Here is a 22,684-nt window from a genome sequence, read left to right on the forward strand (position 1 = left end):
TGAAAGAAGTGAATGTAAGGGAGTCTTCGCAAGAGCGCGAACAGCGTATCCAGCAGCAGTGGTAAAAAGGAAATGTGTTTCAGCAGTCGGTTCAAAATCGAGAAGGGCCTCCGACAGCAAACGGTCTTCCTCACGTAGGGCATGCGCTTGGCCGGACGATTAAAGACGTGCTGGCTCGTTATAAGACAATGACAGGGTATCAAGTGATCCGAAAAGCAGCTCGGGATATCAGGGAAGCACGACATTGAGAAATACGGCGTAGAAGTTTTTATCAACAAGTGTATTGTAAAAATGCTACAAAGTGTAAATTTTTATGAGGAAAAATGAGTACCATTGAGAAAACATTACTACATGATAATTTGCGAATTAAAATAACCGGGCTGGAGTATAAGGGTTATCTGAAAGAGAAGAAATAAAAGATCTTATTGATCCTGGTAGAAATGATAAATAAATTGAAATTAGTTAAAAACGCTAAATTCTTATAAAAGAGGAATTTGTGTTTATAAAACAACAAATTCCCTATTTCAATACTCTTCTCAAAAAACATTAGCAATTCCAGTTTTTTTCAATGAAATGAAACGCAGACCGTAAATTCGTTTTATTAGCAATTGAAATGAGAGCGGGCACCACCGAAGGATCTGTTTTAGAGAAATTAGGAATCCGCGGATTCAACCGAAAAAACTGATCGCCTAAAAGCTCAGAGCTGACCATTGATTCATAGTAGCTTGATCCACCAGAGATAATCTGAAGAAACGGCAGCAAGGGTTCATTAGGAGAACGGTCTAAAAGTACTCCCCAATTTGGCGGAAGGTCCTCCATATCTTCAGGACGTATGTTATCGGCACTCACCATTCCCCATCCCTTGGTATCTCTTCTTAATTGAGTTGGCTGCTCACCTGTTCCGATGGATAATACGGCAATTTGATCCAACGGCTGCTTTGCTTTTCCCACTGCAAACGCGATACTAGCTGTACTGGTATTAGTTGCTACTGTATACCCATCCACGTAGTTTTGATAAGCTCTTTGCGTTGCGGGAGCAGCGCTGCTTCTAAGTATTACGTCACTCGCTTTTTCATTAAGATAAGGAGAACCAGGAAAGTTGTGAAATAACACAGGATTCCAACGATTCAGCTCCGGTGAAAATAAGTGAAAGGATGGCACAACAATTCGTTTTTTTAAGTCTCCAAGGCGAAGGTCCCGGGGGAAAAACGTTCGTATGGCTTTAATAAAACCAGAATAGGGTAATTGTTGATTAAAAACAGGTCCGCCTGGTCGGGAAACGCTGAATGCCGGTAAGATTTGATCTTTAAAAAAATCAAACGTCTCTTCTGGCGATCTTCCGCTTGCTAATGCAAGAGCAGTAAATGAACCGATCGAATTTCCCGAAAAAACATTGGTTTCACTAATTAACTTGGGATTTTGATAAGCTAATCTATTCAAAAGCTGTAAACTTAAAGCACCTAAAGTACCGCCTCCATCAAAGGTCATAATCCGATATTTTGTCAAAGGTAATTTCTCCTTTCGAATCCCATCAGAGGTATCATTCTGTATATGTTTATTTTATTTGTTGTAGAGGTATGATTATCTCTTTTGCGGGTTCTTCAGGATTCAAGTTATGCAGATAAGCATACGAGGAACCCCTCCAGTAAGTTTTCTATTCTCTATTTCTCCCCTTTAAACTGTGTGTCTTTTCTGAAGAAAATTCATAGGATATAGCATCTTATCTGTATTAAGAAAGGGGTTATATCGTGGAGGAAACAAAGCTTACTGGACGAATCGTTACACCTGATGATGCGGAATATGATCAGGCTAGAACAAATAATAATTTAGGTGTGCCTAAATTTCCAAGAATAATTGTATTTTGTCAGAATACAAACGATGTAGTAAATGCATTGAAGTGGGTAAAGGAAAATCATGTCCCATTTCGAATAAGAAGCGGTAGGCATAGCTATGAAAATTTTTCACTAGTAAACGGTGGATTAGTAATTGATGTCAGTGAAATGGATAGAATCAAGATCGACAGTAAAAGCATGACAGCGAAAATAGAAGCAGGAGCTAATCTAGGGAAAGTATATAATGAATTATGGAAAAAAGGAACGACTATCCCTGCAGGTACGGAAAGCAGTGTTGGTCTTGTAGGCCTTGTGCTTGGCGGAGGAATTGGGATGTTATCAAGGTTGTTTGGGCTTACCTGTGATAATTTGCTTGAAGTTGAAATGGCCATAGTAAATGAACAGAGAGAAGTTGAACTCATTAAGGCAAATAAAAATCACAACAGTGATCTCTTTTGGGCTTGTTGTGGAGGCGGGGGCGGAAACTTTGGTATTGTTACGTCTCTTACATTCAAGGTGCAGCCTATCTCAAAGGTGTCAATCTTCTCAATTACATGGGAATGGGAAGATTTCGAAGCTGCTTTTGATGCATGGCAGCACTGGGCCACAAATACCGATAAGCGCTTAACTTCGGAGATTGAGTTAAAATCCAAGGAAGCAAATCAGATTATCGCTCAAGGTGAGTTTGTTGGTTCATCATTCAAGTTGAAGGAACTTCTGCAGCCTTTAATAGATGTTGGGTGTCCTAAAAAAGTAGTAATAAAGGAAGTTTCATATATAGAAGCTGTACAATTTTTTGACGATCCGAGCGGAAACCAACCCGCCCCTCGAAAAAGGTCAGGTTCTTTTCTTAATAAACCTTTTCCAAAAGACGCTATTTTAACAATGAAGCATTTTTTAGAAAATGCTCCGAATGAAAAATCTAGTATTTGGCACCAGTCTCTTGGGGGAGCAGTGGAGGAAGTTGGCTCTAATGAAACGGCCTTCTATTATAGAGATGCTGTTATCGCACAGGAATATCTTGCCACATGGAGCCATCCTTCAGAAGAGCGAGCAAATATTCGATGGATTGAAGAATTAAGAAATGCTTTATCGAGATATACAACTGGAGATTATGTGAACTGGCCGGACCGGTTCATCAGAGATTGGCCAACAGCTTATTATGGAGAGAATTTTAAAAAGCTTCGAGAAGTGAAACGAGCATATGATCCGTGCAATCTATTTCATTTCCCTCAGAGCATTCCGCCGTTTATTAACTGGTTTTAAAGAGCGTCTTTCAAGTCGGAGAGCCAAATAATACCCACCTTAAATGAGGTGGTTTTTTGTGTATATTTCCTTTTCCTGAGAGCGTGAAAAAGACAGCAAACAGTGGTAAGCAGTTATTTTATCAATAGATGGCTACGTTATACGGAGAAACATACATAAATATCATAAACATTGACATTCCCTTCCAAACCGCATACAATAGCTACTAATAAAAGCACACAAATTCGTTGAAGAGAATCAGTACGCTGCAAGTTTGTTCTACAGAGAGCTGGTGATAGCTGAAAGCCAGTGTTCAAGCCGCAGGGGAATATCCTCTCTGAGAAGTCAAACTGAACCTATAAGTAAGTTTGAACGGTAGTCTACCGTTAAAAAGAACGCGTATGATTGTACGTTGCTGAGTGCTATTGATGAACGGATCAATAGAAGCCAGGGTGGTACCGCGGTTAAAACCCGTCCCTAGTCATAGGGACGGGTTTCTTTGTGTGCTTTTAACTTTAAAAGGAGTGGTATCACATGAAAGAAGTGAATGTAAGGGAGTCTTCGCAAGAGCGCGAACAGCGTATCCAGCAGCAGTGGCAAAAAGGAAATGTGTTTCAGCAGTCGGTTCAAAATCGAGAAGGGCATCCTTCGTTTGTATTTTATGAAGGGCCTCCAACAGCCAACGGTTTGCCTCACGTGGGGCACGCGCTAGGCCGGACGATTAAAGACGTGGTGGCTCGTTATAAAACGATGACAGGGCATCAAGTGATCCGGAAAGCAGGCTGGGATACGCACGGACTGCCGGTAGAGCTCGGTGTCGAAAAGCAGCTCGGGATATCGGGGAAGCATGATATTGAAAAATACGGCGTAGAAGCTTTTATCAACAAGTGTAAGGAAAGTGTGTTTGTGTATGAAAAACAGTGGCGCACGTTCACGGAGCAGCTTGGCTATTGGGTTGATATGGAAGACCCTTACATCACCTTAGAGAATTCATACATTGAAAGCGTATGGAACGTACTTGGCACAATTCATGACAAAGGACTTCTTTATAAAGGCCACCGCGTATCACCTTACTGCCCGAGCTGTCAAACTTCGCTGAGTTCGCATGAAGTGGCGCAAGGGTATAAAGATGTAAAAGATTTAACGGTAACGGTGAAATTTAAAGTGAAAAACCGCGATAATGAGTATTTTTTAGGCTGGACGACAACGCCTTGGACGCTTCCGTCAAACGTGGCGCTTGCGGTGCATGAAGAGATGAACTACGTTCGCGCTCAGCAAGGCGACAGCGTGTATATAGTGGCAGAAGCACTCGCAGACAAAGTGTTAAAAGGAGAATATAGCGTTTTATCTCATCATAAAGGAAATGAGTTAAAAGGGATGTCGTATGAGCCGCCGTTTGATTTTGTGAAAGTGGAAAAAGGGCATGAAGTCGTGACGGCTGATTACGTAACGGATCAAAGCGGAACAGGAGTTGTTCATTTAGCACCTGCATATGGTGAAGATGATTACAGAGTTGTAAAAGAAAACGGCTTTTCATTTGTGAACGTAGTGGATGAAAAAGGACAGTACACGTCTGAAGTGTCGCCTTTTCAAGGACGTTTCGTGAAAGACTGCGACGTTGATATCGTACGTTATTTAGCAAACGAAGGCGTGCTGTATCATAAAGAAAAGCATGAGCATAGCTATCCGTTTTGCTGGCGATGCGACTCGCCGCTTCTTTATTACGCAAATGAAAGCTGGTTTATCCAAACGACGGCGTTGAAGGAACAGTTTTTGAAAAACAATGAAAGCGTGACGTGGCACCCGGATCATATCAAGCACGGTCGCTTTGGCAACTTTTTAGAAAATATGGTGGACTGGAACATCAGCAGAAAACGCTACTGGGGAACGCCGCTGAACGTATGGGAATGCGGAGCATGCCAGCATCAAGTAGCTCCGAAAAGTATCAAAGAGCTTCAAAATCATGCGTCTCATTCCGTTGATGACAGCATTGAACTTCATAAGCCTTATGTAGATGACGTGCAGCTGACGTGTCCGGTCTGCAGCGGAGAAATGAAGCGAACGCCGGAAGTGATTGACGTTTGGTTTGACAGCGGCTCGATGCCGTTTGCGCAGTATCACTATCCGTTTGAAAACAGCGAGCTGTTTCAAAAGCAGTTTCCAGCAGACATTATCGCAGAAGGAATTGATCAAACGCGCGGCTGGTTTTACAGCTTGATGGCAGTTTCAACGCTGTTTACTGGAAAAGCGCCTTATAAGCGCGTTTTGTCTCTTGGCCACGTGTTAGATGAAAACGGTCAAAAGATGTCTAAAAGTAAAGGAAATGCGCTAGACCCTGTTGATCTTATTCATACATTTGGTGCGGATGCGCTTAGATGGGCGCTTTTAGCAGACAGTGCACCGTGGAATCCGAAGAAATTTTCAGAGCGCGTCGTGCAAGAAGCGAAGTCAAAAGTGATTGATACACTTGTGAACGTGTACGGCTTTTACATTCTGTACGCCAAGCTTGACGGCTATAACCCTGAGCAAACGTATGAATTGAAAAAAACAAAATTGGATGAGTGGATTCTTTCGCGTTTGCACAGCACGGTCAAGCGCGTCACAGCACATCTTGAAGATTACGGGTTTACAAGTGCCGCTCGTGAAATCGCGGCATTTATTGAAGAGCTAAGCAACTGGTATGTACGACGTTCTCGCGATCGCTTTTGGTCAGAAGGGATGGACGGAGAAAAAGCAGCGGCTTACGATACGCTTCATGAAGTGTTAGTCACGCTTAGTCAGCTGTTAGCACCGTTTACGCCGTTTGTTGCGGATGATGTTCATGAAAATCTGACAGGGAAAAGCGTTCATTTAGCAGACTATCCTGCATGCGATCAAACGAAAGTGAATGAAAAGCTGGAAAAAGAAATGGCAGCGGTGCTTCAAGTGGTGGAACTAGGCCGAAGCATCCGAAATACGCATTCGTTAAAAGTAAAGCAGCCTCTGCAAAGTCTTTCACTTGTGGTAACGGAAGAAGATGTAGAGTGGGAAGCATACCATGATGTCATCAAAGATGAGCTTAATGTAAAGAACTTTAACGTGGAGCAAGACGACGACAAACTTGTTTCATACGTATTAAAACTTGATTTTAAACAGGCTGGGCCAAAGTTCGGGAAACAAGTTAATGAGGTCAACCAAGCGCTGAAAAACCTTTCAGAAGAGAAAGGGAAAGAGTTTGTTGAACAAGGCAAGCTGAGTGTTACGCTTGCTTCAGGAGAAAACCTAACGCTTGAAACGGCAGACGTACTCGTTGAAAAAGTGCCAAAAGAAGGTTTTGCAGTTGCATCCAACGGCACGTACACTGCGGTGTTGGATACGGCGTTAACCGAAGAACTCGTGCAGGAAGGAGTCGCTCGTGAAGTAATTCGAGCGGTTCAAGATTATCGTAAAAAGCTGGATTTACCCGTGAACTTACGTATTGATTTGGAACTTAGCGGAGACGAAGAAGTGAAGGAAGCCGTTGCGAAGTTTGAAACGCTGCTTCAAGAAAATCTTCTGCTGCACAGTCTCAGTGTGAAAGAAGCCATCAAAAACGGAGAGACGGTAAAAGTCGGAACAAAGCAAGTTACGCTTCGCGTTTTAAATCAGAGCTGATAAAAAGCACTTACCTCATAGCAGGTAAGTGCTTTTTTACCTTTAATCAAACTGTCCGAGAACATTTTTAAGACTCGGCCAAACGATTTCAAAAGGAGCCGCTAGTACATACTCTTTTCCGTTTTCATCTTTAAAGTGTTGAACAAAACGATATTTTCCTACTTTGTAGTTAGGAGTTGCGATATCTAATTTGAGTGATTTCCCTGGCTTCAGCGTGACAGTTTTATCAGGAAACTCCAATCCGTTTAGCACAACTTCGTACCACTTTCCGTCTTTTAAGTGATCCGCCGTATTTTCATAAGGAATCGTTAAGGTATGCGTCGAATTGTTTTGAATAACAAAAAAGCCAAACTGCGTTTTATCGTACTTTTCGCTTACAGCAGATAGCGTAATAGTTCTCCCGTCAATGCTTATGGAAGATGGGATGTTTTTTTCTTGTTTGGCTCCTAAATCCATTTTTTGACCGTTATAATCGATATAGCCAAAGATACAAAACAAGATAATAAAAATACCTAGTATTAGTAAAAGTGTTCGTACTATTTTCAAAAGCTTTGCACCACCTTTTTTACTCTTCCATTATACGGAAAACTTCTTGTTTGAAATAGTATGAATTTACATTTTCTATATCACTTTTTTGAAAGGAAGAATTGAAATGAGACAAATTATAGCCATGGGCGGCGGAGGTTTTTCGATGGAGCCGGATAACTTGCTTCTGGATCAATACATACTTTCACAAGCTCATATAGATGTGCCGAAAATCTGTTTTATCCCTACAGCCAGCGGAGATGCCGATAATTATATAGAAAGGTTTTATGAAGCGTTTGAGAAGTTGGTATGTACACCGTCTCATTTATCGCTGTTTTCACCAAACTTTATAGATTTAAAAGCATATGTGCTGCAGCACGATATTTTGTATGTAGGCGGCGGTAATACAAGGAATATGCTTTCTTTATGGAAAGAATGGGAACTGGATACGATTTTAAAAGAGGCTTATGAAAAAGGAGTGATCTTAGCGGGAATAAGCGCAGGTTCGATTTGCTGGTTTGAAGAAGGCGTCACCGATTCAATGAACAATAAACTGTCTAAAATCGACTGTTTAGGATTTTTAACGGGAAGCAACTGTCCTCACTACGACGGAGAAAGCAATCGAAGACCTTCGTATCATGAGTTAATGGCAAGCGGGGAAATGAAAGAAGGCTACGCTGTAGATGACGGAGTCGCGCTGCATTTTAAAGATGAGAAGCTATCCACGTCAGTTAGCTCAAGGGCAACAGCAAAAGCGTACGCTGTTGATCGAAAAGAGGAAGAAGTAATTGAACGTGAACTCCCGGTGACCAATTTGGGTAATCACAAGCAATAAATGGCCGCTTTTCATGTTTCTCTGTATAAAATGGAGCTTATTCGTACATACATAAGCAGAGATTCTATATAGGAGGGTGCTTCAGTGAGTTATAAACAATACTGGGGAAACATACATGAACAAAGCGATAAGCTCCAGGAGTTATTATCGTCGTATTGGCATCAGTACTCAGATTTCGGAAACTGGCAGTTTTGGGTGGTGGTTGCTTCGCTCGTTCTTCCTCTTGTGTTGTTGTATTTTACCGTAGATCGGACGAGGATCTTTGAGGTGTTTTTCTTCGGTTACACAGTGCACATGCTCTGGGCATATATTGATATTGCACTTGGGAGAAGCGGTCATTTAACGCACACGTTTTTTTTAACGCCGCTGCTTCCAAACGCAACGAATATTACCGCTTCTATTTTGCCGGTAGGCTTTCTGCTGCTTTATCAATATTGTACGAATCACCAAAAGAATTTTTATCTGTATACGATTCTGCTGAGCGCTGTTTTTTCATTTGGACTGGCGCCCCTTGAACACCATTTTAAATTTATTGATTCAGGAAAAGTAATGAGCTTGTTCTATATTTTTCTGATTGATATAGGGATAACGTTAGTAGCGTATTGGTTTACAAGGCTGCTTGTAAAAGCAAAAGCCGCAGCCTATCGTAAAGCGGAAAAAGAACGTTGAAAAAATGTTTGAATGTTATTAGTTAGGGGTATACATGTATTTAAGATAAATTGAGGTGAAAAAATTGTATTATTACCGCATTTCAGAAGGACAAAATGAAACGTACTCTGAGACAATTGTTATTCATGAAGAACAATTTGATCAAGGTACATTTGAAAAAATGGTGAAAGAAGCGATGGTCGATAAGCCTGGCAAAATCGATCAAGTGGATATTGTGAAATATTTAATTGGACATTATCATTTCCAAGTTGCATATATTGAAGCCGCTTTTCACAGTACATATACAGATTAATAACGTTATGTATTCGTTAAAAAACCCCGTTGCACTGGCAGCGGGGTTTTTTTGTCTCTACCAATATCGATAGTGATAGGGATTTTGAGGAGAGTAATAAGGATTTTGAGGCGGAGGATACGTATAAGTAGGCTGCTGGTGGTGTACAGGGCCTACTTGTTTTTTCTTTTTATAGTGTTCTTTTTCTCCGCATTCGTCCGTTGGTCCAATCACGATGGTTTGATTTTTTAGCGGAGCCAGCGTTTTCTTTAGCTGCTCCGGATCTAAGCAGTACGTGTGAGCAAGCACTTCAATAGGCGTTTTATTTAAAATATCAGATCCAAAAATGTATTCCGGGTAAGGGGCGTCAAAAATGGCAAGTAAATGCGTATTGTCTTCAGACGCAATTTCCCAGTGCCACCAGCCTTGAGGGATATTGGCTACTTGACCGGGAGTAATCGGAATATTTGTGACTTCGTTGTTAAACGGATTGATTAATGAAACGACGGCTGAGCCTGAAATGCAGTAGACAAGCTCAGCGGCATTTTGGTGATAGTGCGGTTCGACTACACGGCTTTTGCTTAAGTAAATATCAAGTAATGATACATTTCCTAATGTGTTGAGCACATCCCGGCCCAATCGGTTAATGTAATTTTGATCGTTTCGCGTATTAAGTCTGTTTTTGTTCACATCAGAAAAGTATTGTACGTTTGGATTATTGTAATCCATATAGGGCGTTGACAAGGGTCTCCAGCTCCTATCCTTGAATTTTTTATGATGCTGTATCGTATGTAGAGAGTTTTATTTCGTGACAGAAGCCTAGGAGGATATGTAGGTAAGGCCTATTTTTGATAACGTGTACAAACATTTGTCCACTGATTTTCATACACTGTAACAGGTTCTTTTTTTACAGAGCCATGATCAATGTCAGACGCATAAGACGGATCATTTTAAGGAAAGTGAGTTGCAGAGCTGTTGCTTGATCAATATGAAAAGATAAATAGTACGTATGAAAAGCTGGATGAACTTCAGCTGCCGTTTGATAAGCCCATTTTAGTAGGAGTCGAGTGGAACGGAGTGCTGTTTGAGTTTTTGGTGAGATTAAAAAAAGAGTCTTCTCATTTGCTTGTGTTTGGTTCAGGAGGAGGAGCAAGTCAAGAAATGCCGGCAGGTCCTCCATATTTTCAGCGCCATTCGTGGATGAATGAATTCCAAGATTCAATTATTTATTATAACGATCCTACGCTTTATTTAGGAAAGGTGTCGCTTGCGTGGGGGCAAGGGACAAGCGACCGTTTTTATTTAAAAGACATTGCGGTTTTAATTGAAAAGTTCATGAAAAAAGTACAGGTGAGTTCGTCTAATGTGCTATTTTACGGATCTTCGGGCGGCGGCTTTATGTCAATGTTTTTAGCGGGGTACGTAAAAGGAGCAAAAGCGCTTGTCAATAATCCGCAGACTTGCTTGACCAAGTGGCTGAAAACGCCGGTTCGGCAAGTGTTTAATTTATCTTATCCGAACTTGACAGAAGATGAAGTGATCGCCTCATACGGTGAGCGAATTAACGTAGTGAAGTTTTTTCGCCATATTAACTATGTGCCAAAGGTGTATTACTTGCAAAACGGGGCGTTTGAATACGATATGAACAATCACTTGCTGCCGTTTTTAACGGATTTGCAGGACATGCCAGACGACTGTGAAATCAATAATATAAAAGTGGAGCTCTATTATGACCCAAAGCTGAAGCACGCAGCTGTTAGTAAGCAAGAAACGATTGATTATGTGAATATGGCGAAGAAGATATAAGAAAAAAGGCAAGAGTTTATCCTTTAAGGAGCTCTTGCTTTTTTATGTCGAATTTTCTACCTCAATAGATACAAGTAGGAAGTTATGTTGCTTTTTCTTTTGAATATGATAGTGAAGATGAGGTGTAAGGAGGGGAAGTATGGCCGATCAAGATGAGAGAAAAAGATACTTGATGGAAGTTCAGACCTGGCTTGAACAAGTATGTGATCCTGTATTTGAAGAAGCTTTTACAGAAGTAGATATAACGTCATATATCACGCGCACGCAAGAAGACGTTCTTGAATATTTAAGTGAAGAAGATGTGAACGAATATACGTTAGAAGAAATCAATAATGCGGTACGGCACATTGATAAAATCTTAAAAGAGCGGCTTGGAGACGACGGCAGGGAGAGGGAATCGATAGCGCCGGGGCAGCATGAGCTGCCGCCGCTTGGTTATAGTTACTCAGCTCTTGAGCCGTATATTAACCGAGAAATTATGCGCCTTCATCACAGCAAGCATCACCAAAGCTATGTCGATGGATTAAATAAAGCAGAGCTCATGCTGCAACAAGCCCGTAACACAAATAATTTTGACCTCATAAAACATTGGGAACGGGAAGCTTCTTTTCATGGCTCCGGTCATTATCTGCATACAATCTTTTGGGAAATCATGAGTCCAGAAGGAGGAGGAAGGCCGAGGCGCCAGCTGCTGCAGCAGCTTCAAAAAGACTTTGGCAGTTATGAGAAATTTGTGATGCACTTTTCTCAAGCCGCAAAAAAAGTAGAAGGTGTGGGCTGGGCTATCTTAGTATGGTCGCCGCGTTCGCGAAAGCTTGAAGTCTTGCAAGCGGAGCGTCATCAGCTTCTCACGCAGTGGGATACCATTCCGCTGCTCGTATTAGACGTATGGGAACACGCTTATTATTTGCAGTACAAAAATGAACGTGATCCGTACGTTGATAATTGGTGGAAAATCGTTTACTGGCCGAATGTAGAAAAAAGATTTGAGGCAGCCAGAATGCTTCAGTGGCAGCCGTATTAACAAGTATTGCAGGTATTCTAATTTCAAATAAAAAGGCTATGATAAAAGCATTTTAGTTGAAGGGAAATCCGAACGATGAATTGAGATTCTTGATGGAGAATCCAACGCGTTCGGATTTTTTATTGTTATCGCGGTGATATATGTATACGCTTCTAGCAGTTGATTGGAGGGCAAGACTCCCGCGGAAAGCGAAGTCTTGCACGGAAATCAACTGCGGTGTAAAAAGTGATTTATATTAAGATCCTTTAACGCATTTATTAATTTTAAATAAACTATGTTCTAAATAACCAATGAAAAATAAAGTCTAAGCCTCTAGAACCAGTGAAATGTTACAAATGAAATAATCCAATATAAATGTGTGTAAAAGCACCGTTATATGCCTAAATATGTATGTTTTTGAAATGTTAAGGTGATTAATTTACTAGTTTAAAAGGAAGAATATTTATTTTTACTGTAACTAAACTATCAAACTATTGACATGCTACTGAAATATAACTGTAATATTCATGTGTTATTTTTTATGTATTGGTATATAAAGGGGAAATCAATTACATGAAAAAGACAATGATTACGTTCAGTTTAGTTCTAATGTCACTGTTCGGTGTGGCAAGTGGTGCATTAGCTGCAACAAATACATATACAGTAAAAAGCGGAGATTCGCTATACAAAATTGCAAAGACATACAAAGTATCGGTTAGTCAGCTGAAACAGTGGAATAACTTAAAGTCAGACAGCATTCATCCGAAACAAGTATTAAAAGTATCACAAGTAAAATCAAGCACGCCTGCTAAAGCAGCGCCTGCGAAGTCTTCAAACGTTGTGAAAGAATTTAAAGTAACAGCAACAGCGTACACAGCGAACTGCAAAGGCTGCAGCGGAAAAACGGCGATTGGAATCGATTTGAAAAAGAATCCAAATCAAAAAGTGATTTCTGTCGATCCAAAAGTGATTAAGCTTGGTTCAAAAGTATACGTAGAAGGTTATGGCACGGCAATCGCAGCTGATACAGGCGGTGCGATTAAAGGAAATAAAATTGATGTTCTTCTTCCTTCTCAAAAAGAAGCGTTAAAATGGGGAAGAAAAACAGTGAAAGTTCAAATCTTAAAATAAGTATTCCTTAAAGAAATGAGAGCCTTCGTTGAAAGGCTCTCATTTTTTTCTTCATTAAAGGGCATCCTACTTTATATATACTGATGGAAAAGTTTTACGAAAATGATCATATTTGTTGACAAATATTTCGGAAACGGATATATTTATCCGGTATATAATTAAGTTCATTAAATATTCGTGACATAAATTAATAGAATGAACACATAAACTATATTCTTAACCTGTTTGTCATCTGAAGATTTACATACAGATAATTTTAAAAGGGAAAGGTCTTGTTAAAATGAATACACAAACACAACAGTCCGATCAAGCCCGAACTCGGTCTATTTTTGGCGTAATGATAATGGGAGCGCTCGTCGCTTTTTTAAATCAAACGCTGATTAACATTGCGCTTCCGCAAATGATGGATCATTTCCATGTAACGGCGGCTACGGGGAACTGGTTAACAACTATCTTTATGTTAGTAAACGGAATTGTTATTCCAATTACAGCATTTTTAATGAATCGATTTACGACAAGGCAGCTGTATATTACAGCAATGGGTCTGTTTACAGTAGGAACACTCCTTTGCGGTATCGCACCGACATTTTCTGTTATTTTAGTGGGACGCGTCGTGCAAGCAGCAGGAGCAGGAATTTTATTTCCGTTAATTACAAACGTTATTTTTACGTTATTCCCGCCTGACCGACGCGGTTTTGCGATGGGGATTTTTGGAGTAGCGATGAACTTCGCACCGGCAGTAGGTCCGACGCTTTCTGGTTTAATCGTTGAGCACTACTCATGGCGCGTTTTATTTTTTATGATGTTTCCAATTGCACTTATTAACGTAATTGCGGCAATTATTTTAGTGAAAAACGTTACGGAAACAAGCCGACCTAAGCTAGACGTGCTTGGCGTTATTTTATCAACAATTGGATTTGGCGGCTTACTGTATGCGTTCGCTACGGGCGGTACAAAGGGGTGGACCAGCACCGAAGTGTTAGCCATGTTTATTGTAGGCGGTATTTCGATTCTGTTCTTTATTTTCCGTCAGTTAAAAATTGATCAGCCGCTTCTTGAATTCCGTATTTTCCGTTACCGCATGTTCACGCTGACAACAATTATTAACGTAATTGTGACGATGGCAATGTTTTCAGGTATGATTTTAATGCCGATTTATATGCAAAACGTACGCGGCTTTTCACCGTTTCTTTCAGGCTTGCTGTTACTGCCAGGGGGAATTGTAATGGGGATTATGTCTCCTATTACAGGAAGACTGTTTGATAAGTTCGGCGCAAGATGGCTTGCTGTTATTGGTTTAGCGATTACCGTTGTGACAACATATGAATTAACAAAACTTGAAACAACCACAACATTTATGTATGTGATGATTGTCTATACTGTTCGTATGTTTGGGATGTCACTGCTCATGATGCCGATCTTTACAGCAGGATTAAATGAGCTTGCGCTTAGTCTAAATAAATACGGCACGGCAATGGTTAATACGCTTCGAATGGTTGCTGGAGCTGTAGGAATGGCGTTCTTTGTATCCATTATGATGAATCAAGGTGAAAAACACGTGAAAAACATCGTAACGAATCAGCAAATTTTGCCGACAGATAAAGGCAGTATGGCTGAAGCTGTGAATCAAGGTACAGCAATGGGTATTAACGATGCGTTTATGATCGCAACGATTTTAAGTGTAATCGCGTTTGTTTTAGCCTTCTTTATTCGTAAAACATCACCAAAAGAAGATACCATTACAAATCGTGTGAAAAAAGCAAGCTAATAAAAAATCCGTGCCTTAATATGGTACGGATTTTTTTTATGAGTTAAATTTGTCTTTTTTATAGTCAATATAAAGCGATCCGTCCGACTGAACCTCAGCGTAAAAGACGTCATCAATTGATTTGACTCCCGCTTTTTCGAGCTGCTTATGCAGCCAATTATTATCTACATGCAGGTCCTTCAACGCATCTTCATTCGCTTTTCCATCGTAAATAACGCCGGTTGAAGTGGGAAATAAAAGCGTTTTTGACCATGAGTTCGGCTTTTTATCTTGTTTTTGCATAACGGAAAGGTTTCCGTTGATTTCTAATATGGCGTATTCTACATCTTTTATGGAAAATACGTTTTGCTGCCTCAGCATGCCTAAAAGAGATTCAATATCTAGCCGCACTTGTTTTAATGCCTTTTCCATCACTTTCCCTTGCTTAATTACAATTTTAGGCTCACCGGTAATAAGATGCCGCGCTTTTTTCGATTTCATTCCAATATAGCCCATAGCGATCGTTAAAAATGTCCAACCTAGCAGTGAATAAACCCCTTTATCAATCTCCACTCGCTCATCGGTGGAGAGGGAAGAAGCGATATTACCAATCGTAATTGCCGTAATAAATGTAAATACATTTAACTGGCTAATTTCTGTTTTCCCCATGAGCCGCGTTAAAAGAAGCAGCACAAAAAATGAACAGGCGATTCGAAACGTCGATTCAGCATAGCCCATACATTTCACCCTTCCTTCATTTCATTGTTTTATGTTGTGAAAAAATAGAAATTTTATGCAGTTAAAAGGATAAATTCCATGCTTGTCTCCCAATCGCTTTTGCTTTTGCGCTACAATAAAGAAGCAACGTGTTTAACTAGACAAAAGAAGGTGAAACCATGAAACCATTTAAAGCCTCAGCCCTACTAGATGTTATCAGTGAATTGTTCTCCGATGAAGCGTCGATTGCCGTTTCAGATCTAGAAACGTACGTGTATTACCGAGCAAGCAAACGAATTAATTTGAAAATCAGCCCTGGAGATCAAATAAAAAAAGGAACGATTACATATAAAGCATTAGAACGAAAGCAAAAAGTATCGGAATTTATTCACCGAGACGTGTTCGGCACACCTTACTACGGCATGGCCGTGCCTTTTTTAGATGAAGGAGATGTTCAAGGATGCGTAACGGCGATTTTTCCTGCGTTAACGAGCGGAAAGTCAGTTGTGACGTTAAAGGTGAACGAAGGATGGATACCGGTTCCTTTCTCAAAAATCATCTACGTAGAAGCGCGTGACCGAAAAACCTATGTGTACGCACAGAAGTATACGGGTACGCATAAATACACGTTAAATGAATTTGATTATGTGCTTCCAAAAGAAGAGTTTGTGCGCTGTCATCGTTCCTTTATCGTCAATGTGACACAAATTCAAGAAATTTACCCTGATACACATTCGACTTTTTTATTAGTGATGAACAATGGAGAAAAAATTCCGGTCAGTCAGTCGTACGCCAGTTATTTTCGAAAGCTGCTTGGGTTTTAACCGTCATTTAGCTTCATTATCATCAAATATGCTGTTTTGTCGCTATTTTTGTCCATTTCATTCCAAAAACTCTTGTGGACGCTTTCTTTACAGTAAAATGGTAAAAAGAGCAAAAACAAGGAGTGAAGAGAATGGAAAACGCACGTAATCGAATTAAGCATGAAGCATTACAGAATCGCGTTGTCTCTGCTGAAGAAGCAGCGTCTTGGATTCAAGATGGAATGACGCTTGGTCTAAGCGGTTTTACACGCGCGGGCGATGTCAAAGCTGTGCCGTTTGCGCTAGCGAAACGAGCGGAAACTGAGGCAATAAAAGTCAGCGTGTATACCGGTGCTTCACTTGGGTCAGATGTGGATAAGCTATTTGCAGAAAAAGGCATGTTAAACAAACGCCTGCCGTTTCAAGCGGATCCGACGATGCGTAAAAAAATTAATGAAGGTGAATTTCAGTTTATTGACCAGCATTTATCGCATACTTCTGAATGGGTGCGTTCAGGCGTGTTAGATTCAATAGATTTCGCTATTTTGGAAGCGGTTTCTATCACAGATGACGGAATGATGATTCCAACAACGTCAATCGGCAATTCAATGGTGTTTGCCGAGCATGCAAAATCAATTATTATTGAAATAAACACAGCGCAGCCAGAGCTGTTAGAAGGTATTCACGATCTGTATGATCCGGGCGCTCAAGGAAAGCGAGATGCAATTCCTTTGAAAAAATCCGATGATCGTATTGGTTCGTTAGGCATACCAATTGATTTAGATAAAGTAAAGGGTATTGTATTTACAAATCAGCTAGATTCACCGTCTACAATTGTAGCACCTGACGAAGAAACGGTTGTGATGGCTCAAAATTTGATTTCATTTTTACGTCAAGAAATTAAAGAAGGGCGATTAACTGAATCGCTTGCCCCTTTACAATCTGGAATTGGATCCGTGGCAAATGCCGTTTTCCACGGTTTGTTAGATTCGGAGTTTCATGATTTAGAAGTGTATTCAGAAGTATTGCAAGACGCCGTGTTTGATTTATTTGATGCAGGAAAAGTTACGTTTGCTTCTTGCTGCTCAATTACGCTTTCAGCGGATAAAATGAAACAAGTTTTCTCTAATTTTGAAGCCTATCGAGATAAACTTATTCTTCGTCCGCAGGAAATTTCCAACCATCCCGAGATCATTCGTCGTTTAGGGCTGATTTCTATTAACACTGCACTAGAGCTAGACATTTACGGAAACGTCAATTCCACGCATGTGATGGGAACAAAAATGATGAACGGAATCGGAGGCTCAGGGGATTTTGCCCGAAATGCGCGCCTTGGTATTTTTGTAACAAAATCCATTGCTAAAAACGGTGATATTTCAAGCATAGTGCCGTTTGTTTCGCACGTTGATCATTCGGAACACGATGTGGATGTCATTGTAACAGAGCAAGGATATGCAGACTTACGCGGACTTGCTCCAAGAGAACGAGCAAAGCGCATTATTGAAAATTGTGCACATCCAATGTACCGCGACCAGCTTATGGCGTATTACGAAGAAGCGCTCACGCGAGGCGGCCAAACACCGCACGTTCTTGAAAAAGCCTTTTCTTTTCATACGTCTTATCAAAAAAATGGAACGATGAGAGAAACCGTAGCACAAACAAATTAAAAAAACGCTTTGTCTCATGAGGAGACAAAGCGTTTTTTCCCTGAGTCAGAAACTTGTGTTTGGTATCTCTTTGAATTACGATGAAAGGGAATACATAAAGAAAACGAGGTAACTTATCTATGAAAGCATTAGTATTTGAAAGATTTGGAGGACCTGACGTTCTTCACTATCAAGATATACCGAATCCCTCTATTGGTCCAACAGACGTACTAGTAAGAACAAAAGCAATTGGACTTAATTTTGCGGATGTGTACCGAAGAAAAGGGAACTACCACTTAACGGGTACACCTCCGTATATTTTAGGATATGAAGGAGCAGGTGTGGTAGAAGAAGTAGGAGCAGAAGTAAGTCACGTTAACGTAGGAGACCGCATTGCTTTTGCTGACGTTCCTTTTGCAAATGCAGAGCTTGTTGCCGTGCCACAGGATAAAATAATTGCTGTACCTGACGATATTTCGTTTGATGCAGCTGCTTCTGTGCTTTTGCAAGGGTTAACGGCCCACTATTTAACACAAGACAGCTACAGCATTCAGCCGGGCGATTATGTGCTTGTTCACGCAGCTGCTGGAGGCGTAGGGCAGCTTTTAGTTCAAATTGCCAAGCTATTAGGCGGACAGGTTATTGGCTTAACGTCATCTTCTGAAAAAGCAAAAGCAGCGGCTCAAGCAGGGGCTGACTATGTCTTTTTATACGAAGATAACTGGGTGGAACAAGTGAAAGAAGTAACGAAGCGAGGCGCAGATGTTGCCTACGAATCTGTAGGAGTTACGCTAGAAAAAAGCTTTGAAGCCGTAAAAACAGGCGGAACCGTGGTATTTTACGGAATGGCAGGAGGCGATCCGGCTCCGGTCGACCCACGTATGCTGATGGATACCTCTAAAACGCTTACAGGCGGAGATCTGTGGAACGTGCTTGTATCTTATGAAGAACGCAAAGTACGCTCACAGCAGCTGTTTGAGTGGATCAGTAAAGGTCAGCTTGTGCTAACCGATCCTGTGGTATTTGACTTAAAAGACGGAGCGAAAGCACATGAGCTTCTTGAAAGCCGAAAAAGTACAGGTAAAATTTTGTTAAGACCGTAAAAGAAAAGCCCTTTCGTCAAGGGCTTTTTTCCGTTAGTAAAGGAGAAATCAAGAAGCTGTCTAATATATATAGTAGAGAAGTAGAGTAAAAGAGGTGAAGGTCGATGAAACATGCATTAATTACAGCAGGTCATAAAGGTATCGGCAAAAAAGTAACAGAACAGTTTCTAAAAAAGCAGTATTCCGTTACCGTCCATTTTCGCAGTGATAAAAATAAAGTGCGAGAACTGCAAGAAGAATGGCATCAATATAGTGATAACGTACAGTTTATAGAAGGAGACATAACAAATAAAGAAGATATTGAACATGTCGTTGCGCAGGCTATGGAGCGGTTTGGACGTATTGATGTTTTAATTAATAATGCAGGTCCGTATGTATTTGAAAGAAAGAAATTAATAGAGTACACAGACAGTGAATGGTATGAAATGGTGGAAGGGAATTTAAGCTCTGTTTTTCACTTTGTCAAAGCTGTTGTTCCTATTATGAAAAACCAGCAGTTTGGACGGATTATTACATACGGCTTTCAAGATGTAGAGCATACCCCTGGATGGATGTACCGCGCGGCTTTTAGTGCCGCTAAGTCAGGGCTAGCTTCTCTGACCAAATCGCTTGCTCTAGAAGTAGCGGAATACGGGATTACGGCCAATATGGTCTGCCCCGGAGATATTGTAGGAGACATGAAAGAAAGTGATATTATAAAAGCAAGATTACTAGAAGACAAAGCAACGCCTGTCGGTCGATCAGGGACAGGAGAAGACATTGCGCGTATTATTGAGTTTCTTTGTGATGAAAACTCAGATATGATTACAGGCAGTATTATATCCGCTTCGGGTGGAGTAGACGTTGTTCATAAAAGCAAAAAACAAGCCCCTGGCAGATAATGCAGGGGCTTGTACGTTACAGCAGCGATTCTCCGCCGTCAATAAACATTTCACTTCCGGTAATATGTTTGGACGCGTCAGAAGCTAAAAAGGAAATTAAATCTGCTACTTCTTCGGGCTTAGCCGAGCGTTTAGCAAGCGGTTGATTGCCATTTGGATATTCAATTGGAATCGCGACTTCTTTTAATTTGTCTTCTTGACGGAATGTATTGCTTTCAATATTTGTATCAACTGCTCCTGGACAAATGACGTTAACCCGTATTCCGTATGTAGAAAGTTCAAGAGCTGCCATTTTGCCGAAGGCCATTTGGCCAGCCTTTGAGGAACTGTATGCGCTCATGCCGATGTTTGAAAATGTACGGTTGCCATTAATGGAGCTAGTAATAATAACGCTTCCTCCCTGAGCTTTCAAATAAGGAATAGAATGCTTCACGGTTAAAAAAGTACTCGTTAAATTTGTATCAATTGTTTTTGTCCAATCTTCTGGTGATAGTTCTTCAATAGAAGAAAACGTACCGTTGATGCCTGCGTTAATAGAAACAATATGTAATTGACTCCATAAGCTGCTAATCGTTTCGATACTCTCTTTTATACTTTCAGAGTCAGATACGTCTGTTTTAATGGCTATACACTCTCCGCCGCTCGCCATGATGGTCTCTTTTACTTCTTGTAATTTTTCTTCCTCTAAGTCTAAAAGAGCAACGCGCGCTCCTTGTTCAGCTAAGGTAATGGCTGAAGCGCGTCCAATTCCAGATGCCGCTCCCGTCACAAGCGCAACTTTTCCAGTTAATGCAATCATTTGTAACCCCTCCATATAAAAATGTTGTTTCCTTTCTTTAACCTATAAGAAGGAAATAAAAACCTCTTTTAAACTATTTGTGTTTAAATTTGCTAAAAGATGCCAAAAGGAAAAGAGAAAACAGCGGCGAATTATTAATATGACGCCAGAACACGAAAAAGGCTAAGGTCAAATGAGCTTGCTTGAGTAGCTAAAGATATACTCTGTCTTTTCAGAAGAATGTTTATATAAAATTTTACATCAGAGGGACTTGCAAATCGTTCCTTGAAAGCTTACACTAGTAAAGCACAGAAAAAGGACGGTGTTTTATGAAGAAGAAAGATAATGTGATTCCATTCCCGCAAAGAAGGGAAGCAGCTGCTTATATTCCCGCTTCTATTAGCTTAGATAAGGATATTGTGGAGTTTTTAGAAATTATGAATTTTGAAGATCGAAATGATTTTTTAAATGAAATGATTGATTCATTTTTTAAATATGTAAAAGGTGAAGAAGACGAAGTAAGATAAAAAGTAACGTAAAGACATCCAAAGAGATGTTTTTTATTTTGTGACCAACTGCTTAAAATGCATGCTTAAGCCTCGTATAGTTATTTATGGTATAGTATACATTAGATACTATCTAGCAGGTGCAAATGCGAGGAGTGATAAGATGAGTGGATTTAAAAAAGACATTCGTGCCGGATCTGCAGAACCACACTCACTAGAACAATTAAAGCATGAAATGGAGCAAAGCCTGTGGAATTTAAGAAAAGATTTGCGAAATGAAAATCGTTCGGAAACGGAAATGGAAATGATTAAAATTTCGCTGCTGTCACTATTTGAGGAGCAGGCCAATAATTTGAGCAAAACGGAGCTCTCTGATTACCTTGCGGACTATCACAAAAGAGTCGAGCAATTATTCGACAGGTATAGCTATAAATAAGACAAGCATCCTTGTGGGGATGCTTGTTTTTATTTGAGCAAAATTCGCTTGTATTCGCTGCGTTTCAGAGGTTTGGATACATATCCATCAGCTTCTAGCTGATAAATAATGGTGGCAGCTGCATATACGCTAAAGGCATGATCAAGACCAAAGTAGTCTTGCAAGGCGGCGACGCTCACTTCCTCTTGAAAGATTTTACTGCGGTTCGATAAGACAATAGGGTAGACGTTTTTAACGATTTGCTTTGAAATTTCGAGTGTTAACATATTGAACCCCTCCTGTGTGAGTGTACATAACTAAAGGTATTCAGCGCGGTGTACATTCATGAAAAAGGGAGCGATTACATTTTTAAAAGATAAAGAAAAGAGGAGTAAATGCCCATAAAATCAGATATTTTATCACTTTGTGGAACTTGTTTGAGAAGCTCAGTATTTTAGTGTATGACAAACATTTTCAAAAGTTCTATGGAATTATTAGGAGCAATTTAACTAAATCCACATATCTTAAAGTATAGCAAATGGAGGTGAAACACATGGGATACTACGGAGGTTACGGATACGGTTGTGGTTATGGCGGCGGTGGCTGCGGCGGCGGTTTCGCTTTAATCATTGTACTTTTCATCTTATTAATCATCATCGGCGCTTCTTGCTTCGGCGGCGGCTGGTGCTAATTATTAAAAAATGAGGACGACGCAACATCCACACTTTATTTCTTCAACTATTTCTTCCACAAAAGGTCTCTTCGGAATGAAGAGACTCTTTTAGTTTACTATTTATAATAACGTGTACAAACTGCATGTTAAAAAGATTTTATGCGTAGCTCTACATAAAAAAAAGACTCTGTAATCAGAGTCTTTTTCTACTTATGCTTTTTGAACGTTAGCAGCTTGAGGTCCGCGTTGACCTTCTTCAACGTCGAATGTTACAGCTTGACCTTCGTCTAAAGATTTGAATCCTTCGCTTTGGATTGCTGAGAAATGTACGAATACATCGTCGCCGTTTTCGCGCTCGATAAATCCGAAACCTTTTTCTGCGTTAAACCATTTTACTGTACCTTTTTCCATGAATGTTGCCTCCTCGTGTGCTATGCACACATTGTATTACTATCCTTGCTCATG

Annotated in this window: 23 protein-coding genes, 1 pseudogene and 1 other annotated feature; of the genes and pseudogenes, 17 read left to right on the forward strand and 7 right to left on the reverse strand. The window is 40.4% G+C overall.

Annotation, left to right across the window (positions count from 1 at the left end; all coding sequences use genetic code 11):
- Window positions 1-74: 74 nt before the first annotated feature.
- Window positions 75-282 (forward strand): annotated as a pseudogene (locus ACXAE4_RS14100) (class I tRNA ligase family protein); the annotation flags it as partial.
- A 264-nt stretch (window positions 283-546) separates the two neighbouring features.
- Here ACXAE4_RS14100 and ACXAE4_RS14105 read toward each other — a convergent pair.
- Window positions 547-1,506 (reverse strand): patatin-like phospholipase family protein, encoded by a 960-nt coding sequence (locus tag ACXAE4_RS14105; RefSeq protein WP_475236236.1) that lies wholly within the window; start codon window positions 1,504-1,506, stop codon window positions 547-549.
- Window positions 1,507-1,748: 242 nt separating this feature from the next.
- Between ACXAE4_RS14105 and ACXAE4_RS14110 the strand changes: the two genes are divergently transcribed.
- Both ACXAE4_RS14110 and ileS read left to right on the forward strand, forming a co-directional pair.
- Window positions 1,749-3,098 (forward strand): FAD-binding oxidoreductase, encoded by a 1,350-nt coding sequence (locus tag ACXAE4_RS14110; protein WP_430029686.1) that lies wholly within the window; start codon window positions 1,749-1,751, stop codon window positions 3,096-3,098.
- A 218-nt stretch (window positions 3,099-3,316) separates the two neighbouring features.
- Window positions 3,317-3,559, forward strand: a binding site (T-box leader).
- A 52-nt stretch (window positions 3,560-3,611) separates the two neighbouring features.
- Window positions 3,612-6,710, forward strand: a complete 3,099-nt coding sequence (gene ileS, locus ACXAE4_RS14115) for an isoleucine--tRNA ligase (RefSeq protein WP_289577854.1) — start codon at window positions 3,612-3,614, stop codon at window positions 6,708-6,710.
- Between the two features lie 42 nt (window positions 6,711-6,752).
- On the opposite strand, the gene ACXAE4_RS14120 is transcribed toward ileS, so the two are convergent.
- Window positions 6,753-7,256 carry an immunoglobulin-like domain-containing protein gene (locus ACXAE4_RS14120; protein WP_098999537.1) on the reverse strand — a complete coding sequence of 168 codons (504 nt, stop codon included), beginning with the start codon at window positions 7,254-7,256 and terminating at the stop codon, window positions 6,753-6,755.
- 106 nt (window positions 7,257-7,362) lie between these two features.
- On the opposite strand from ACXAE4_RS14120, the gene ACXAE4_RS14125 reads away from it, so the two are divergent.
- From ACXAE4_RS14125 to ACXAE4_RS14135, 3 genes are all read left to right on the forward strand, one after another.
- A complete protein-coding gene (locus ACXAE4_RS14125; RefSeq protein WP_098999538.1) occupies window positions 7,363-8,070 on the forward strand; it encodes a Type 1 glutamine amidotransferase-like domain-containing protein in 708 nt (235 codons plus the stop codon).
- Window positions 8,071-8,154: 84 nt separating this feature from the next.
- On the forward strand, window positions 8,155-8,739 hold the full coding sequence (locus ACXAE4_RS14130) for a hypothetical protein (RefSeq protein WP_289577853.1): 585 nt from the start codon (window positions 8,155-8,157) through the stop codon (window positions 8,737-8,739).
- 55 nt (window positions 8,740-8,794) lie between these two features.
- Window positions 8,795-9,031: a hypothetical protein gene (locus ACXAE4_RS14135; protein ID WP_228123005.1), complete on the forward strand. Its 237-nt coding sequence runs from the start codon at window positions 8,795-8,797 to the stop codon at window positions 9,029-9,031.
- 57 nt (window positions 9,032-9,088) lie between these two features.
- Here ACXAE4_RS14135 and ACXAE4_RS14140 read toward each other — a convergent pair whose 3' ends face one another.
- A complete protein-coding gene (locus ACXAE4_RS14140; protein ID WP_098999540.1) occupies window positions 9,089-9,754 on the reverse strand; it encodes a cupin domain-containing protein in 666 nt (221 codons plus the stop codon).
- Between the two features lie 231 nt (window positions 9,755-9,985).
- Between ACXAE4_RS14140 and ACXAE4_RS14145 the strand changes: the two genes are divergently transcribed.
- The 4 genes from ACXAE4_RS14145 to ACXAE4_RS14160 all read left to right on the forward strand — a co-directional run bounded on the left by ACXAE4_RS14145 (window position 9,986) and on the right by ACXAE4_RS14160 (window position 14,718).
- Window positions 9,986-10,816 carry a glycosyl transferase family 2 gene (locus ACXAE4_RS14145; RefSeq protein WP_154990542.1) on the forward strand — a complete coding sequence of 277 codons (831 nt, stop codon included), beginning with the start codon at window positions 9,986-9,988 and terminating at the stop codon, window positions 10,814-10,816.
- Between the two features lie 139 nt (window positions 10,817-10,955).
- Complete coding sequence (locus ACXAE4_RS14150; RefSeq protein ID WP_014459734.1) at window positions 10,956-11,840, forward strand: superoxide dismutase; 885 nt, start codon at window positions 10,956-10,958, stop codon at window positions 11,838-11,840.
- Window positions 11,841-12,392: 552 nt separating this feature from the next.
- Window positions 12,393-12,950, forward strand: coding sequence for a 3D domain-containing protein (locus ACXAE4_RS14155; protein WP_154990544.1), 558 nt, complete (start codon window positions 12,393-12,395; stop codon window positions 12,948-12,950).
- 280 nt (window positions 12,951-13,230) lie between these two features.
- Window positions 13,231-14,718, forward strand: a complete 1,488-nt coding sequence (locus tag ACXAE4_RS14160) for a DHA2 family efflux MFS transporter permease subunit (RefSeq protein WP_028413037.1) — start codon at window positions 13,231-13,233, stop codon at window positions 14,716-14,718.
- 36 nt (window positions 14,719-14,754) lie between these two features.
- Here the strand turns inward: ACXAE4_RS14160 and ACXAE4_RS14165 are convergent, their stop codons facing one another.
- Window positions 14,755-15,435: a DUF421 domain-containing protein gene (locus tag ACXAE4_RS14165; protein WP_098999542.1), complete on the reverse strand. Its 681-nt coding sequence runs from the start codon at window positions 15,433-15,435 to the stop codon at window positions 14,755-14,757.
- Window positions 15,436-15,593: 158 nt separating this feature from the next.
- On the opposite strand from ACXAE4_RS14165, the gene ACXAE4_RS14170 reads away from it, so the two are divergent.
- The 4 genes from ACXAE4_RS14170 to ACXAE4_RS14185 all read left to right on the forward strand — a co-directional run bounded on the left by ACXAE4_RS14170 (window position 15,594) and on the right by ACXAE4_RS14185 (window position 19,847).
- On the forward strand, window positions 15,594-16,238 hold the full coding sequence (locus ACXAE4_RS14170; protein ID WP_014459738.1) for a LytTR family DNA-binding domain-containing protein: 645 nt from the start codon (window positions 15,594-15,596) through the stop codon (window positions 16,236-16,238).
- A gap of 131 nt (window positions 16,239-16,369) precedes the next feature.
- Window positions 16,370-17,884: an acetyl-CoA hydrolase/transferase family protein gene (locus tag ACXAE4_RS14175; RefSeq protein ID WP_475236242.1), complete on the forward strand. Its 1,515-nt coding sequence runs from the start codon at window positions 16,370-16,372 to the stop codon at window positions 17,882-17,884.
- Between the two features lie 119 nt (window positions 17,885-18,003).
- On the forward strand, window positions 18,004-18,966 hold the full coding sequence (locus ACXAE4_RS14180; RefSeq protein ID WP_014459740.1) for a quinone oxidoreductase family protein: 963 nt from the start codon (window positions 18,004-18,006) through the stop codon (window positions 18,964-18,966).
- A 104-nt stretch (window positions 18,967-19,070) separates the two neighbouring features.
- Window positions 19,071-19,847: an SDR family oxidoreductase gene (locus ACXAE4_RS14185; RefSeq protein WP_014459741.1), complete on the forward strand. Its 777-nt coding sequence runs from the start codon at window positions 19,071-19,073 to the stop codon at window positions 19,845-19,847.
- Between the two features lie 16 nt (window positions 19,848-19,863).
- Here the strand turns inward: ACXAE4_RS14185 and ACXAE4_RS14190 are convergent, their stop codons facing one another.
- The gene (locus tag ACXAE4_RS14190; protein WP_048019146.1) at window positions 19,864-20,646 is read right to left on the reverse strand and encodes an SDR family oxidoreductase; all 783 of its coding nucleotides are present in this window, start codon (window positions 20,644-20,646) and stop codon (window positions 19,864-19,866) included.
- 308 nt (window positions 20,647-20,954) lie between these two features.
- Between ACXAE4_RS14190 and ACXAE4_RS14195 the strand changes: the two genes are divergently transcribed.
- Both ACXAE4_RS14195 and ACXAE4_RS14200 read left to right on the forward strand, forming a co-directional pair.
- Window positions 20,955-21,152: a hypothetical protein gene (locus ACXAE4_RS14195; RefSeq protein ID WP_154990548.1), complete on the forward strand. Its 198-nt coding sequence runs from the start codon at window positions 20,955-20,957 to the stop codon at window positions 21,150-21,152.
- A gap of 142 nt (window positions 21,153-21,294) precedes the next feature.
- On the forward strand, window positions 21,295-21,567 hold the full coding sequence (locus ACXAE4_RS14200; RefSeq protein ID WP_155008037.1) for a hypothetical protein: 273 nt from the start codon (window positions 21,295-21,297) through the stop codon (window positions 21,565-21,567).
- A gap of 29 nt (window positions 21,568-21,596) precedes the next feature.
- Here the strand turns inward: ACXAE4_RS14200 and ACXAE4_RS14205 are convergent, their stop codons facing one another.
- The gene (locus tag ACXAE4_RS14205) at window positions 21,597-21,833 is read right to left on the reverse strand and encodes a hypothetical protein (protein WP_014459745.1); all 237 of its coding nucleotides are present in this window, start codon (window positions 21,831-21,833) and stop codon (window positions 21,597-21,599) included.
- Between the two features lie 266 nt (window positions 21,834-22,099).
- Between ACXAE4_RS14205 and yjcZ the strand changes: the two genes are divergently transcribed.
- Window positions 22,100-22,237 (forward strand): sporulation protein YjcZ, encoded by a 138-nt coding sequence (gene yjcZ / locus ACXAE4_RS14210; RefSeq protein WP_013057409.1) that lies wholly within the window; start codon window positions 22,100-22,102, stop codon window positions 22,235-22,237.
- Between the two features lie 192 nt (window positions 22,238-22,429).
- Here yjcZ and ACXAE4_RS14215 read toward each other — a convergent pair whose 3' ends face one another.
- Window positions 22,430-22,630, reverse strand: coding sequence for a cold-shock protein (locus ACXAE4_RS14215; protein ID WP_013057408.1), 201 nt, complete (start codon window positions 22,628-22,630; stop codon window positions 22,430-22,432).
- Window positions 22,631-22,684 lie beyond the last annotated feature (54 nt).

This window comes from Priestia sp. ABM2_011 (assembly GCF_056158845.1).